Source organism: Aminobacter sp. P4_D5 (assembly GCF_056401815.1).
The window spans coordinates 1-14647 of the sequence record NZ_JBFUIP010000142.1; the positions used below are offsets into that span (position 1 = coordinate 1).

The 14647-nt window shown below is 62.5% G+C and carries 19 protein-coding genes; 10 read left to right on the forward strand and 9 right to left on the reverse strand.

Annotated features, from left to right (window positions below):
- A partial coding sequence (locus AC1DWF_RS23765; protein ID WP_476842122.1) for a phosphoribosylaminoimidazolesuccinocarboxamide synthase occupies positions 1-119 on the reverse strand: 119 nt, incomplete at its 3' end.
- Positions 120-415: 296 nt separating this feature from the next.
- Here AC1DWF_RS23765 and AC1DWF_RS23770 point away from each other — a divergent pair.
- Entirely contained in the window at positions 416-736 is a 321-nt protein-coding gene (locus AC1DWF_RS23770) for a DUF1476 domain-containing protein (protein ID WP_476783819.1), read from the forward strand.
- A gap of 106 nt (positions 737-842) precedes the next feature.
- Complete coding sequence (locus tag AC1DWF_RS23775; RefSeq protein ID WP_476842116.1) at positions 843-1613, forward strand: HpcH/HpaI aldolase family protein; 771 nt, start codon at positions 843-845, stop codon at positions 1611-1613.
- On the opposite strand, the gene AC1DWF_RS23780 is transcribed toward AC1DWF_RS23775, so the two are convergent.
- Both AC1DWF_RS23780 and AC1DWF_RS23785 read right to left on the reverse strand, forming a co-directional pair.
- Positions 1610-2173, reverse strand: a complete 564-nt coding sequence (locus AC1DWF_RS23780; protein ID WP_476788127.1) for an RBBP9/YdeN family alpha/beta hydrolase — start codon at positions 2171-2173, stop codon at positions 1610-1612. The two genes, AC1DWF_RS23775 and AC1DWF_RS23780, sit on opposite strands and share 4 nt — an antisense overlap.
- 37 nt (positions 2174-2210) lie before the next feature.
- The gene (locus tag AC1DWF_RS23785) at positions 2211-2987 is read right to left on the reverse strand and encodes a GNAT family N-acetyltransferase (protein ID WP_476842117.1); all 777 of its coding nucleotides are present in this window, start codon (positions 2985-2987) and stop codon (positions 2211-2213) included.
- A 12-nt stretch (positions 2988-2999) separates the two neighbouring features.
- Between AC1DWF_RS23785 and AC1DWF_RS23790 the strand changes: the two genes are divergently transcribed.
- Positions 3000-3815, forward strand: coding sequence for a VOC family protein (locus AC1DWF_RS23790; protein ID WP_476842118.1), 816 nt, complete (start codon positions 3000-3002; stop codon positions 3813-3815).
- 107 nt (positions 3816-3922) lie between these two features.
- A complete protein-coding gene (locus AC1DWF_RS23795) occupies positions 3923-4213 on the forward strand; it encodes a putative quinol monooxygenase (protein ID WP_476786278.1) in 291 nt (96 codons plus the stop codon).
- 123 nt (positions 4214-4336) lie between these two features.
- On the opposite strand, the gene AC1DWF_RS23800 is transcribed toward AC1DWF_RS23795, so the two are convergent.
- The 6 genes from AC1DWF_RS23800 to AC1DWF_RS23825 form a co-directional block, all read right to left on the reverse strand.
- A complete protein-coding gene (locus tag AC1DWF_RS23800) occupies positions 4337-4513 on the reverse strand; it encodes a hypothetical protein (protein WP_476786279.1) in 177 nt (58 codons plus the stop codon).
- A 70-nt stretch (positions 4514-4583) separates the two neighbouring features.
- The gene (purB, locus tag AC1DWF_RS23805; protein WP_476788095.1) at positions 4584-5885 is read right to left on the reverse strand and encodes an adenylosuccinate lyase; all 1302 of its coding nucleotides are present in this window, start codon (positions 5883-5885) and stop codon (positions 4584-4586) included.
- A 58-nt stretch (positions 5886-5943) separates the two neighbouring features.
- Positions 5944-6477 (reverse strand): hypothetical protein, encoded by a 534-nt coding sequence (locus tag AC1DWF_RS23810; RefSeq protein ID WP_476842119.1) that lies wholly within the window; start codon positions 6475-6477, stop codon positions 5944-5946.
- 14 nt (positions 6478-6491) lie between these two features.
- Positions 6492-7214, reverse strand: coding sequence for a DUF2259 domain-containing protein (locus tag AC1DWF_RS23815; RefSeq protein ID WP_476787180.1), 723 nt, complete (start codon positions 7212-7214; stop codon positions 6492-6494).
- Positions 7215-7290: 76 nt separating this feature from the next.
- A complete protein-coding gene (locus AC1DWF_RS23820; protein ID WP_476788126.1) occupies positions 7291-8301 on the reverse strand; it encodes a P1 family peptidase in 1011 nt (336 codons plus the stop codon).
- A 2-nt stretch (positions 8302-8303) separates the two neighbouring features.
- Positions 8304-9377: a branched-chain amino acid ABC transporter substrate-binding protein gene (locus tag AC1DWF_RS23825; protein WP_476788094.1), complete on the reverse strand. Its 1074-nt coding sequence runs from the start codon at positions 9375-9377 to the stop codon at positions 8304-8306.
- A gap of 169 nt (positions 9378-9546) precedes the next feature.
- Between AC1DWF_RS23825 and AC1DWF_RS23830 the strand changes: the two genes are divergently transcribed.
- The 6 genes from AC1DWF_RS23830 to AC1DWF_RS23855 form a co-directional block, all read left to right on the forward strand.
- Positions 9547-10041 carry a flavin reductase family protein gene (locus AC1DWF_RS23830; RefSeq protein ID WP_476785866.1) on the forward strand — a complete coding sequence of 165 codons (495 nt, stop codon included), beginning with the start codon at positions 9547-9549 and terminating at the stop codon, positions 10039-10041.
- 22 nt (positions 10042-10063) lie between these two features.
- Entirely contained in the window at positions 10064-10993 is a 930-nt protein-coding gene (locus tag AC1DWF_RS23835; RefSeq protein WP_476842120.1) for an AAA family ATPase, read from the forward strand.
- 3 nt (positions 10994-10996) lie between these two features.
- Positions 10997-12247: a vWA domain-containing protein gene (locus AC1DWF_RS23840; RefSeq protein WP_476788093.1), complete on the forward strand. Its 1251-nt coding sequence runs from the start codon at positions 10997-10999 to the stop codon at positions 12245-12247.
- An 18-nt stretch (positions 12248-12265) separates the two neighbouring features.
- Complete coding sequence (locus AC1DWF_RS23845; RefSeq protein WP_476785706.1) at positions 12266-12601, forward strand: XdhC family protein; 336 nt, start codon at positions 12266-12268, stop codon at positions 12599-12601.
- Between the two features lie 4 nt (positions 12602-12605).
- Entirely contained in the window at positions 12606-13316 is a 711-nt protein-coding gene (locus AC1DWF_RS23850; RefSeq protein ID WP_476785707.1) for an XdhC family protein, read from the forward strand.
- Positions 13313-14647: NTP transferase domain-containing protein (locus tag AC1DWF_RS23855; RefSeq protein WP_476842121.1), on the forward strand; the 1335-nt coding region annotated here is incomplete at its 3' end. The genes AC1DWF_RS23850 and AC1DWF_RS23855, both read left to right, overlap by 4 nt.

Genomic DNA, 14647 nt, shown 5'->3' on the forward strand with positions numbered 1-14647 from the left:
AGCTTCTTCTTGTTGAAGGCGGTGGCGTCGTCCTTGAAAAACTGGATCAGGGTGCCCGGCTCAGGGCCTTCATAAAGGATCTTGGCCTTGCCTTCGTAAATGCGGCGGCGATTCTTCATTTGACTGATTCTCTGGTTGGAAGGGTGGACGGCAAGTTACCGGTCCCTTTCTCACGCCGCAAAGCCGCGGCGGCTGTGGGTTTCAAGGCCGGTCTCTATCTTAATCAGGCCCATTGCTCAATCATCATTTMCTCCCAATCAACGCCTTTTGGTACGGAATTGCCGCACCGCACACACAAACAGAGCAAAAGAGAGATAAAGTGAGATATTGACCGGGCGTCGGGCTTTTGGTTTGAGGAACCCGATAACATATACACCGGAAGTCGAATCGATTTCCCACTCCCTGGAGGATTGCCATGAGCAACATGAAGGACCGCGAAGAAGGTTTTGAGCGCAAGTTCGTCTTCGACGAAGAACTGCGTTTCAAGGCGAATGCGCGGCGCAACAGGGCGCTCGGCATGTGGGCTGCCGAAAAACTCGGCAAATCGGGTGCCGACGCTGAAGCCTATGCCAAGGAAGTCGTGATTTCCGACATCGAGGAAGCCGGCGATCATGACGTGTTCCGCAAGATCCGCGCCGATTTCGATGCCGCCGGCGTCGACCAGTCCGACCATCAGATCCGCCGCACCATGGACGAACTGATGGCGCAGGCGATCGAGCAGATCAAAAACACCTGACCCAACCACACTGCTGGACTAACGAACCGCCCGGATTCCGGGCGGTTTTTGTTTGCGCCTCAGCTCGCTTCCGGATGAAATGGCGCCGCCACAAGGAGAACACAAGATGTCGCTTGCCGAGAGACTGCACGCCAACGAGACCATTATCACTGCCTGGTCCGGCGTGCCGGATGCACTGACCGTCGAAATCCTCGCCTGGCAGGGCTTCGATGCCGTCACCCTCGACATGCAGCATGGCGGCCACAATGAAGACTCTGTGCTGCGCTCGCTGGCACCGGTGCTCGGCGCGGGCAAGCATGCGATCGTGCGCGTCCCTGTCGGGCGCTTCGACATGGCGAGCCGGGCGCTCGACTTCGGCGCCGAAGCTGTCATCGCCCCTATGGTCAATTCGRTCGAGGACGCGCAGCGCTTTGCCGCTTCGATGAAATACCCGCCGCTGGGCGAGCGTTCCTGGGGCCCCACCTACGCCGCCCCCCGCCACGGCAGCAAGGACCCGGTCAAGTGGCTGARGGAGAGCAATGCCCGCACCGTCTCCTTTGCCATGGTCGAGACGCACGCTGCAGTCGCCGCCCTCGATGGCATTCTGGCGACGCCAGGCATCGACGGCATTTTTCTCGGGCCTGGCGACTTTTCGATCGCCTGGACCAAGGGGGATGCGGTCAACGGAACGCTCGAAGGCATGATGGAAACGGTCGCCGATGTCGCCAGGCGTACGCGTGCCGCCGGCAAGCATGCCGGCATTTATGTCACCGATCCGAAAATCGCTGGGCGCTTTGTCGAGATGGGCTTCCAGCTGCTCGCCACAGGCTCGGAACACCAGCTGATATCAAGCGGTGCCGCGAACCTGCTCTCCGAGCTCAAGAAGTCGCTGGCCTAACCTTCGAGCCGCGACAAAAACTGCGCGAACACCATCGAACCTTCGGGCCAGGGCCCGAAGCCGGAATCGGCATTGATGTGACCGGCTTCACCGGCATCGATGAACAGCGAACCCCAGGCGGCGGCGATGTCTTCGGCGACGTCGAGTTTGCAATAGGGGTCGTTGCTGCTGGCGACCACCACCGAGGGAAACGGCAGCGGATCGCGCGGGTAGGGGCCGAAGGTCATCAGGTGCTTCGGCCGGATCGCCGGATTGGAGACATCTGGTGGGGCCACGAAGAAGCCGCCCGCCACGTATTTCTTGAAGCCGGGAATGGCGTGGATGGCGGTCGGGATGCCGAGCGAGTGCGCAACCAGAACGACCGGCCGTTCGGCCGCGTTCACCGCGTCGATGACCTTGGCTGTCCAATCTTCGCGCACAGGCTTTGACCATTCGTCCTGCTCGACGCGGCGCGCGGTCGACAGTTTTTCCTCCCAGCGGCTCTGCCAGTGGGATGGACCCGAATTGGTGTATCCGGGCACGATGATGATATCGGCGTCTTTTACCTTCATGTCGGGGATGTAGCGATCCGATCTCGCCGGTGCAAGCCGGTGCAGCTCACAGCTCCATATGCACGATCTCGATCGGGTCGCCGCCGACACCATGCGAGAAAAAGCCCCGCTCAACCATGCGAAAGCCGTGGCGGCGATAAAAGCCCTCCGCATTGACGGTCGATTCGACCCTGACCGGTCCTTCATGGTCCCGCCGCGCATTCTGGATGCCGATTTCAAGCAGCCTCTTACCGAGGCCTGAGCCTGCAGCATCGGCCAGAAGAAACAGCCGTGTTACCTCGCCTGGCTCCGAATCGACAAAACCGACGATCTTGCCTTCCTGCTCGACGACAACCAGCAGCCCTTTTGCGATCAGCGCTTCGTAAGTTTCCGCTGTCCGTTCTCCCATCCATCCGGCGATCTGCTCGGCGGAATAGTGGTCCTTCGCAAGCTCGCGCACCGAATTGCGCGTAACGTCGAATACCGCTTGCCCGTCACCAGGGGCTGCCGGCCTCAGCGATGTATGTTCATTCATAGGATGCACTCGGATCAATTTCAGCTGCCAAGTGGCTAGCGGTCTGCGCTGAAATTGTCTCCGCCGATTGGCTGCTGGTACAATCAAACCTCTGGCGGCGACCAGAAGTGGCAGTTGCTCGATTGGTATCAAATTGTTGAACGCGGTGTTCGGAACTTGCTGGCTTGTGTGAACGACGGCGCCGGCCGATCTATCACGGGAATAGAAACTGCCGTGTTGGCCGGAGAGTGGATTTTGGAACTGACACGACGCAAACTGATTGGCAGCGCAGCCCTTCTCGCCATGGGAGCGACAGCAAGCGTTGGCCATACGGAGCCCAAGATGAGCAAGATTCCTTTTGCCGCCACAACGCCGATCAGCGTCTCACGCGTTGGCCTCAAGGCACGTCACGCCGAAGCGATGGCCAAATTCTACCGCGACGTCGTCGGTTTGCAGGAGCTTGCCCGCGACGGCGAGACCATCACGCTGGGTGCTGGCAGCCGCGCGCTGCTGAACATAGAGTCCGACAAGGCAGCCCAGCCGGACGATCCGCGCAGCGCTGGTTTGTTCCACACCGCCTTCTTGTTGCCCACCCGTGCAGATCTCGGGCGCTGGATCAAGCATGCCATCGACAAACGCATTCCCGTCGATGGCGCGTCCGACCACCTAGTCAGCGAGGCGCTGTACCTGACCGACCCCGAGGGCAACGGCATCGAGATTTACCGCGACAGGCCGCATGATGGCTGGAAATGGACTGGCTCGCAGGTCGACATGGCGACCGAACAGCTCGATATCTCGTCTATCGTCGCCGAGGTACCTGCTGGCGATGCCGGCTGGCAGGGCATGCCGGACAACAGCATCGTCGGCCACGTCCATCTGCGCGTGGGCGATCCGGCCTTGGCTRCGGAGTGGTGGAACAAGCAGTTCGGCTTCGACACCGTGGCCAAATACGGCAACAGCGCCGTATTCCTGTCTTCCGGCGGCTATCACCACCATATCGGTGCCAATTCCTGGCAGAGCCCAGGTGCGGCAAAACGCGACGCCTCGCGCACCGGCCTTGCCTGGGTCGAGATGCGCTCGGCTGAAGCCAAGGCGGCTTCGACTTACGAAGACCCTTGGGGCACCGTCATTCGCGCGCTGCCGGGCCAACCGGGCTGAGCGTCAATCCTGACATCGCTTGTCCAAGGCATGTGCTATGCGCGTTGGAATCGAACCTGCCACGCTGGCAGGTTCGGCCAATACAAGTGCAAAGTTGAGGCCCGTTCATGCTGAAAGTCATCGCTCAGGATTTCATCAAGCCTGAGTTCGTCGATATCGTCCTGCCGCTTTATGCCGAGCTGGTTGAGAAGACGCGGCTGGAACCGCTTTGCCTCTCCTATGATCTGTTCATCGATCAAAAGGATCCGGGCCACTTCGTCTTCATCGAGGAATGGCCCGATCGCGCAGCGCTGGATATCCATTGCGCGAGCGAGCATTTCACGCGGCTGGTGCCGCTGATCAACAAACATCAGCGGCAAGACCCAGCCTTCATCCTGATGGACGCTTTTGCAGTCTAAAGCGCGACGGGGCTTGGCGGAGCAGTGTGCGTAAATGCCTGCTGCGCTTCGAAAGGCAGCAAACATGAAAAAGGCCTGCCGCAGGGATGCGCAGGCCTTTTTTGTAACTGGAGGAAGCTCGGGCTACCTGCCTTCGATCTCAAGGTTCGGAACGTCGATCTTCAGTTCGATGCTCTTCTGCTGGTCAAAATAGCCATCGTAATAGAGATAGCCGCCTATCACGGCCGCGATCATCACGGCGCCAGCAACGAACCAGCCGGCTTTTCCGCCATTCACGACCACGACATCAGGGTTTGCCATTTTTTCCGCTCCAATTTGTTCAAATCGGAACAGTAACGCCGGCCCGCCTCGATGGTTCCCGGATCAGACCTTATCCAAATACCCGCTTGAAGATCGTATCGACATGCTTGGTGTGGTAGCCAAGGTCGAACTTTTCGCGGATTTCGGCCTCCGGCAAGGCAGCGGTCACTTCCTTGTCGGCCAGAAGTTCCTCAAGGAAATCCTTGCCTTCTTCCCATACCTTCATGGCGTTGCGCTGGACCAGCCGATAGGCGTCCTCGCGGGAGACGCCGGCTTGCGTCAGCGCCAGCAGCACACGCTGCGAATGCACCAGGCCGCGGAACTTGTTCATGTTCTTGAGCATGTTGTCGGGATAGACGACGAGCTTGTCGATGACGTTGGTCAGCCGCGCCAGTGCGAAGTCGAGCGTGACGGTCGCGTCCGGGCCGATCATGCGTTCGACCGAGGAGTGCGAGATGTCGCGCTCGTGCCAAAGCGCCACGTTTTCCATCGCCGGTGCCGCATAGGAGCGGACCATGCGGGCGAGGCCGGTCAGGTTTTCGGTCAGTACCGGGTTACGCTTGTGCGGCATCGCCGACGAACCCTTCTGGCCCGGCGAGAAATACTCTTCCGCCTCAAGCACCTCGGTCCGCTGCAGATGGCGGATTTCGGTGGCGACGCGTTCGATCGACGAGGCGATCACGCCGAGCGTGGCGAAGAACATGGCGTGGCGGTCGCGCGGGATGACCTGCGTCGACACCGGTTCCGGCTTGAGGCCGAGCTTGGCGGCGACATGCTCTTCGACGCGCGGGTCGATATTGGCGAAGGTGCCGACTGCGCCAGAAATCGCGCAGGTGGCGATGTCTTCGCGCGCATGCACAAGACGCTCGCGGCAGCGGGTGAACTCGGCAAAGGCCAGCGCCAGCTTGACGCCGAAGGTTGTGGGCTCGGCATGGATGCCATGGCTGCGGCCGATGGTGACGGTGTCCTTGTGCTCGAAGGCGCGGCGCTTGAGTGCAGCCAAAAGCGCGTCGATGTCGGCGAGCAGGATGTCGGTGGCGCGCACCAGCTGCACGGAAAGGCAGGTGTCGAGCACGTCGGACGAGGTCATGCCCTGATGGATGAAGCGCGAATCCGGGCCGACGAATTCAGCCAGATGCGTCAGGAAAGCGATGACGTCATGCTTGGTGACGCGCTCGATCTCGTCGATGCGCTCGACGTCGAACTTGGCGGCCCCCCCTTTTTCCCAGATCGTCTTCGCCGCTTCCTTGGGGATGACGCCGATCTCGGCCAGCGCGTCGCAGGCATGGGCCTCGATCTCGAACCAGATGCGGAACCGGGTTTCGGGAGACCAGATGTCGACCATCTCGGGCCGGGAATAGCGAGGGATCATGGCGGGGTGTCCAGCTTCGGTTTCGTTGCGGCTCCCCTAACAGAGCTAGGCGCAATGCTCAACGCGAACGGGCGGCAAACCACAGTGCAGCAGTGAAAAGGGCAACGAATCCGCCGGGAAAATAGAGCCGGAGGCCCAAAACGGCGAATTGATAGAGCGCGACAAGCCCGGTGAAGACGAACTGGAACACCCAGGTGATGGTGAACGGCGCGGCATGCCATTCGGCATAGTAACTGCGATATTGCAGCGCGTAGAAAAAGGCCGTCAGGCCGATGGTCGCCACGCCGAGCGAAACGAAAGCGGCGGCGAAGGCCGCCTCGGGCCGGCGTCCACGCGAGAGCAGCCGCGCCAGGGTCCAGCCGATCGGAAAGGCGGCAGCGCCGCCGAGCGCAAACAGCAGCACGACGATGCGAACACCCACAGGTGTTTCCCAACGATCGAGCAACAGCGTCACGAGCGCGCTCGCTCCCATAGCAAGACCCCAGACGACGGAGCCGGCAATTGCCAGGCGCAATGAGGGCAGTGCCTGGCGCAGCCTCGCGCTGGCGCGCGGCGCTTTCGAGCTTTCCGGCAGGCTTGTGCYAACGGTCATCGACGCGTCGTCGTTCACGTCCGGCCTGTCACCGCTAGCCAGCGGTGATCGGGGCCTTCGAAGCCGTGGCGGATGACRGTGATCAGCACGGCATAGGTCATCGCCCCGCCTTCGCCGAAGAAGGTCTGCACCCCGCCGATGCGGTAGCCGGTCGGGCAGCCGCGGCTCAGCGGCACATCCTTGTCTTCCTGCAGCACATCGGTTTTGCCACCGTCGCCGACATGGACCAGCTTGAAACCCTTGACCGGGCCGATGCCGGGGCAGCGCTCGATTTCGCCGAGCGAAATTTCTTCGAGCCGGAATTCGAGCTGCGGGTCGATCGGTGGAAACACCGGGCGCGGATTGACCACGATCTTGTGCGGATCGGCGCTGATCTCGGTCACCGCGTTGAAGCCTACGAGACGGCCGCGATTGGCGGCCAGCACCTCATCCTTGAGGGCCTTTTCGCCGCGCGCCCGCGCCTCGTCGCGCGCCGCCTGCAGGCCGACGTTCTCGTCTTCCAACTGCACGCGCACCGGCGTGTTGGGCCGGAACGTGTCGGTTGCGGTGTCGATGTAGAAGCGGTTCGCATAGGCAAAGCCCGAACCGTCCTGGATGCCGTATTCCTCGAAGGCGAAGATCTTGCCGTCGGCGCTGAAACCCAGGACGTTGAGGTCGGCCGCGTCGCCGGCATGGGCAAGCTGCGATGCGGCAAACAGCGACAGGCCAGCGAGGCAAAGAAGCTTGATCGAATTCACGGCAATCCCTCTCGTTCCCGGTTGAATCAGTTTTTCAGGCGAAAGCGCTAAGATACCGTCAATAAAGGGTTTTGGGTCATCCCTTGCGCGCCGACCACACTGGCATGATATCGCCGACAGCAGCGGTTGCCTCATGCACCCCACGTGCGATTGCCCGAGCCATTGTCGAGGCGGCAGCGGCGAAGAAGTCGACGACGTCGCCCTGGTCCACCGTTATCCCGCTTGTGCCGGTCGCCAGCGCAAACACCAAATCGCCATCGAAGGGCGTGTGCACGGGCCAGATCGCGCGGGTGAAGCCGTCATGCGCCGATATCGACAACCGCTTGGCGGCCGCCTTTGTCAGCACCGCGTCGGTGGCGATCACCGCAATCGTCGTATTGGCGACGGCACTGTTTGCTTCCTCGTATTTCTTGAATACGCGGGCAGCATCGTCAGGCAGTGGCGAGGGGTAGCCGAGGCCGCCAAACTCGCCATCAAGTTCGAACGGTGCCGCCCAGAAATGCCTGGAACGCCCGACAGTCACCGAACCTGTGGCGTTGACCCCGACGAGTGCGCCCACCGTCACGCCATTTGGCAAAACCGTCGAAGCCGAACCGAGGCCGCCCTTGAGCCCAGCCGTCAGCGCGCCAGTGCCTGCGCCTGCCGAACCAAGGGCGAAATCGCGTCTGGCAGCTTGTACGGCGTCATAGCCAAGCTCGCGATAGGGCGGATAGCGGCCCCAGTCCTTGTCGCCGCCGTTCAGCATGTCGAACAGGATCGCCGCTGGCACGATCGGGATGATCTGGTCGCGCACGGCAAAGCCGATGCCCTTTTCGCGCAACGCTGCCTGCACACCCGATGCCGCATCGAGGCCGAAGGCCGAGCCGCCCGAAAGCACCACCGCATTGACGGTTTCGACCGTGTTGTGCGCTTCAAGCAGGTCGGTCTCGCGCGTTCCCGGCGCGCCGCCCAGCACCTGCACCGCAGCGGTAGCGGGCGTGTCGCAGACAATCACCGTCACACCCGACTTTACCTTTTCATCGATGGCATTGCCGACTCGCAAGCCGGCAACGTCGGTGATCAGGTTGAGCGGTCCGGCTTTAAGCATCATCATTGCGTCTCAAAAGGCACGTAGTTCGATCCGTCGAAGCGGAACAGGCGGTAGGGGTTTTCGCTGAGGTCGCCCTTGGCGTCGAAGCGGATCTTGCCGATCGCCGTGTCGAACTCTTGCTTCGCGAGCACGTCAGCGACAGGCTTTCCGCTCGACGCGGCAAGTTCTGCCGCGGCGCGGGCGATCTCCACCGCCGCATAGGCGGGCAGGGTGTACCCCTCAGGTATCCATTTTTGCGCTTCGAAGGCGGCTAGCACGTCCGCCTTGGCGAGATCGGACCATTCGGGCGGAGCGACCATCAGCGTGCCCTCGGCTGGCGGCACTGTCCGGTCGGCCACGCGAAGCGTTTCGCCCCCGGCAAACACCATGCCGTCACCAAGCGTGGCCGCATCACGGGCCATGACGGCGATGTCTTCGCCGTCGCCGCCGACAAATACATGCGTGGCACCCGCTTTGCGCAGGCGGGCAATAAGCGCCACCTGATTGTCGAGTTGCGGCCTGTAGGTGTCGACGAACACAGGTTTCAATCCCGCCTGCTGGACGCTTGCCCGAAAGCTTTCAGCCAGCTCGCGGCCATAAATGGTACCGTCGTCGACGATGGCGAACAGTTCGTCGTTCCATAGCCGTGTCAGCAGGGACGCCGCCGCTTCGCGCTCATTGTCGCCGCGCGGCCCGAGCCGGAACACCTGCCAGCCGGTTTTGTCACGCTGATCCGTCAGGCTGTCAGTGCGCACGCCGACCGTGATGACCGGGATATTCGCGTCCTTGAGCACGGGCAGGGCGGCTTCGATCGCTTCGGTGCAGAGAAAGCCCGTGGCAACCGCCACCTTGGCGGCGACGAAGCTTTGCGCTGCTTTCGCTCCGCCTTCGGCGGTGCAGTGGTCATCGGCGATCTCGAGTGACACCCCGCTGCGTTGAGCCGCCAGCGCCGCACCTGCCTTGACCTGTTCGCCGAGCATCGCCGAGGGGCCCGACAAAGGTGCGGCCACGCCGATCCGCAACGGCTCGGCATGGGCGGCCAGCGCCAGAAGCGATGCGGCCAGTGCGGTGGTGATTGCAGTTGCGGATCGCATTCGGTCCGAAAAACCTCCACGCGCCGGAATTAAACGCGATGTCACTGCCCTACTGCCTGGCCAGTACAAGCGCAATGTGCTTGTGGCCCACTTGCCCAGGCTCACGCTTGCTTGTGACCTGATCTATACGGCCATATATAGCGCAGATGGTTCATTGCAGGAAAATCCGGTGCTGAAGAAGTTTGAAGTCGGGCCGCAGGCCTATCGCGACGCGATGAGCCATTTTGCTGGCGCCGTACATCTGGTCACCACCGACGGCGTTGCCGGCAGGCGTGGTGCCACCGTGATCGCCGCCTGCTCTGTGTCCGACAGCCCGCCAATGGTGCTTGTCTGCGTCAATCGCGAGAACCCCAAGAACGACGCCTTCATCGAAAACGGCAACTTTGCCCTCAACACGCTTGCTGCCCGCCATGAGCCGCTGGCCGTCGCCTTTTCCGGCGTCACCGGCCTGCCGCCCGAAAAGCGATTCGCGCTTGGCGAGTGGGAGGTCCTGTCGTCAGGCGCACCAGCACTCATCGGGGCGGTCGCGGTATTCGATTGCGAATTGGTCGATACCAAGGAGTTGGCCACCCATCGTGTCATGTTTGGCAAGGTGACAGGCCTGCGCATCGGCGATAACCTTCGCCCGCTGATCTATCACGGACGCAGCTACCACGTGCTGTAGGCCGCCTTTTTTCGGAAACGCCATGACCGACCGTACGCCTCGTCCCATCCCCCAAACGATCGACGAGACGCTCGATCTGTTGACCGGTGCGGATTATGTCGCCGACCGGGCGTTGGCGACGGTGCTGTTCCTTTCATTGCGCATGAATCGGCCGCTCTTCCTCGAAGGCGAGGCAGGCGTCGGCAAGACCGAAATCGCCAAGGTGCTGGCAAGCGCGCTCGGCCGCCGGCTGATCCGCCTGCAATGCTACGAGGGCCTCGACGTCTCGTCCGCCGTCTACGAGTGGAACTATGCGGCGCAGATGATCGAAATCCGCATGGAAGAGGCTGTCGGCAAGGTCGATCGCTCCGATATGGAAAAGAACGTCTTTTCCGAAAAATACCTGATCCGCCGTCCCGTGCTCGACGCGCTGACCGGCAAGGCCGGTGCCRCACCTGTGTTCCTGATCGACGAGCTCGACCGCACCGACGAGGCATTCGAGGCCTTCCTGCTCGAAATCCTCTCCGACTATCAGGTGACGGTGCCCGAACTCGGCACGATCAAGGCGGAGGAGCCGCCGATCGTCATCATCACCACCAACCGCACCCGCGAGATCCACGACGCGCTCAGGCGCCGCTGCCTCTATCATTGGGTCGACTATCCCAATGCCGAGCGCGAGCTGGAGATCGTCCGCCGCAAGGTGCCGCAAGCCAACCAGCGGCTTTCCCACGAGGTCGTCAGTTTCATCCAGAGGCTGCGCGAGATCGAGCTGTTCAAGGTGCCCGGCGTCGCCGAAACCATCGACTGGGCTTCAGCACTTACCGAACTCGACAAGGTCGCGCTCGATCCCGAGACGATTTCGGACACGATTGGCGTGCTGCTCAAATACCAGGACGACATTGCGCGCATCGAACAAGGCGAAGGCCGCCGCATCCTCAACGAGGTGAAGGCGGAACTTTCGGCAGCGGAGTAGCAAATGGACGCGCTCCGATCCGATCCACGATCTGCAGCGCCTGACGGGCGCATTGGCGACAACATCGTCTATTTCGCCCGCGCTTTGCGCAAGGCCGGCATGCGCGTCGGCCCGGCCTCGGTCAAGGATGCCATCGAGGCGGTTCTTGCCGCAGGCATAGGCTCGCGCGACGATTTCTACTGGACGCTGCATGCCGTGCTGGTCAGCCGCCACGAGGATCACGCCACCTTCGACGAGGCGTTTCGGCTGTTTTGGAAATCGCGCGAGCTGATCGAAAAGCTGCTGGCAATGTTTTCGCCAGTCGCACCTGATCACCGCGAGAAGCAGAAGCCGCGTGCTGCCGAAAACCGCGTCAGCCAGGCGATGTTCGAGGGCCATCAGAAGAACCAGCCGCCGCGCGAGATCCCCGATGTCGAGGTCGATGCCCGCTTCACCGTGTCGGGCAACGAGATGCTGCGCGCCAAGGATTTTGCCCAGATGACGGCACGCGAGGTGTCAGAAGCGCGGCGTGAGATTGCGGCGTTGCGGTTGCCGTTCGACACCGTACGCACGCGCCGCTTCAAGCCCGACCCGCATGGCGGCAGGATCGATCCGCGCGCCATGATGCGCGCCGCAGCCCGCACCGGCGGCCAGCTGATCCTGCCAAAATTTCGCTCGACCCGAGAGGTCCATCCGCCTCTGGTCGTGCTCGCCGACATTTCCGGCTCGATGAGCCAGTACACACGCATCTTCCTGCATTTCCTGCACGCGCTGACCGAAAAACGGCGCCGCGTGCATACCTTCGTCTTCGGCACGCGGCTGACCAACCTGACCCGCCAGATGCGCCATCGCGATCCCGATGCGGCGCTGGCCGACTGTTCGTCCGCGGTCAAGGATTGGTCCGGCGGCACGCGTATCGGCGACACGCTGGGTGAGTTCAACCGGCTGTGGTCGCGCCGGGTTTTGGGGCAGGGCGCCGTGGTGCTGCTCATCACCGACGGGCTCGAGCGCGATGATGTCGCTGGCCTGAGCGAAGAGATGGAGCGGCTCAAGAAGTCTTGCCGCAGGCTGATCTGGCTCAACCCGCTTTTGCGTTTCGACGGTTTCGAGGCCCGGGCCCGGGGCGTTCGTGCCATGCTGCCGCATGTCGACGAGTTCCGCCCGGTACACAATCTCAACGCGCTCGGCGATCTCTGCGCATCGCTCGGTGCTCCCGCTTCGCGCAGCAGCGACCCCAGATTGTGGATCATCGACGGACAGCGCCGCGCGGCGTAAGGTCGTGAAGGAGGTTCCATGCCAAGCAAATTTCTCGATGAAGCCCGCGATCCTCTGATCATCGCCGAAGGCTGGATGAAGGACGGCAAGGATGTCGCTATCGCCACCGTGGTCGAGACCTGGGGTTCGGCGCCGCGTCCCATTGGCAGTCATCTGGTGATCGACGCCGAAGGCACGTTCCATGGCTCGGTGTCCGGCGGTTGCGTCGAGGGTGCGGTCATTTCCGAAGCGCTCGACGTGATTGGGAGCGGCAAGCCGAAGATGCTTGAGTTCGGCGTCGCCGACGAAACAGCATGGCAGGTCGGCCTGTCCTGCGGCGGCCGCATCCGGGTCTATGTCGAGCGATTGGGTTGAGGCGATGGATCCGTTTGCACTGAAGACGTTGAATGCCGAGCGCCGTGCGCGACGTGCCGCAATCCTCGTCACCGACATGGGCGACGGCCGCGACCGTGTGGTCAAGGAAGGCGACGTCGTCGCCGGCGATCTCGGTGAAGCACTGGCCAAGGCCTTTCGAACCGGCCTTTCCGGCACGGCCGAGGCCGAAGGTCGGCAGTTCTTCCTCAATGTCCACCTGCCCCAACCACGGCTTGTGGTGATCGGTGCCGTCCATATCAGCCAGGCGCTGGCGCCGATGGCCAAGATTGCCGGTTTTCCGCTCGAGATCATCGATCCCCGCACGGCCTTTGCCAGCGACGATCGTTTTCCTGACGTTACTCTCCATGCCGAATGGCCCGAGGACGTGCTGAAGCACGCCCCGCTCGACCGCTATGCGGCGCTGGCGGCGGTGACGCATGATCCCAAGATCGACGATTTCGCGCTCAAGGCTGCACTCGATGCCGAGTGCTTTTATGTCGGCGCTCTGGGCAGCCGAAAGACCCATGCCAAACGCGTCGAACGGCTTCTTGGCATGGGTACCACGCCTGATCAGATCGAGCGCATCAACGCGCCGATCGGTCTCAACATCGGTGCCGCGAACCCGGCCGAGATTGCGGTTGCGGTGCTCGCACAGGTCATTGCCGCGTTTCGTTCGCGTGGACTTGTCGGCAAGCCGAAAAGCGAGGCGGCGTGAAATTCGGCGCGATACCTATCCGGCAGGCTGAAGGCGCGGTCCTCGCACATTCCACAAGTGCCGGCGACCATCGCTACCGCAAGGCCCATGTGCTCGCTGCCGAAGACATCGCGATCCTCGAAGCTGCTGGCCTGAGCGAAATCGTCGTTGCGGTGCTGGAGCTGGGCGACCTCGGCGAGGACCAGGCTGCCGAAGTAATCGCTCAAAGCATGCGCCACCACCATGTCGAGGTGAAGCCGGCGGCGACGGGGCGCGTCAATTTGCATGCGCTGAATGCGGGTGTTTTCACGGTCGACGCGGCCCTCATCGATGCCATCAACGCCATTGACCCGTCCATCACTGTCGCTACGCTCGCCCAGCATGCCACCGTCGAAAAAGGCCAGATGGTCGCGACGGTGAAGATCATTCCTTTCGCTGTCGCCGGCCATCTCGTACGGCGGGCGACCGAGCTTTGCGCCGCCCGCGAGGTGTTCGCTGTCAATCCGTTCGTGCCCAAGCGCGTCGGCGTCATCCAGACGGTGCTGCCCAGCGTCAAGCCAAGCGTGCTCGACAAGACGGCCCGCCTGACCGAGCAGCGCCTGGCACGCTCGGGTAGCCGGCTGACTGCCGAGCGGCGCACGGCGCATGAAACGGCCGAAGTGGCCGAAGCCGCCAAGGCGCTCGCCCGCGACCATGACATGGTGGTGATTTTCGGCGCCTCGGCGCTGAGCGATTTCGACGATGTCATCCCCGCAGCGATCCGCGCCGCCGGCGGCACCGTTATCCGTACCGGCATGCCGGTCGACCCGGGCAATCTGCTGGTGCTCGGCCACATCGGAGCTACCGCGGTGGTCGGCGCGCCCGGCTGCGCCCGCAGCCCCAAGGAAAACGGTTTTGACTGGGTCCTCGATCGGCTTATGTCAGGGCTTGAGGTGACGGCGGCAGACATTGGCGGCATGGGCGTCGGCGGTCTGTTGATGGAAATCCCGACGCGACCGCAGCCGCGCGACCTGTCCGCCATATCGCCGGTACCGAAGGTCCACGCCGTGCTGCTCGCAGCCGGCCGTTCCAGCCGTATAGGCGGTCCCAACAAGCTGATGGCGCTGTTCCAGGGCAAGCCATTGGTGCGCCGCACGGCCGAACGCGTGCTGGCCTCCAAGGCTGAAAGCACAGTCGTTGTCACGGGCCATCAGGCTCCCCGCATTCGCGAGGCACTTGCCGGTCTCGACATTCCTATCGCTCACAATGCTGACTTCGCCTCCGGCCTCGCCAGTTCGCTCAAGGCCGGCATTGCCGCACTCCCTGAAGATGCAGCCGGCGCGCTGATCGTGCTCGGCGACATGCCCGAGGTG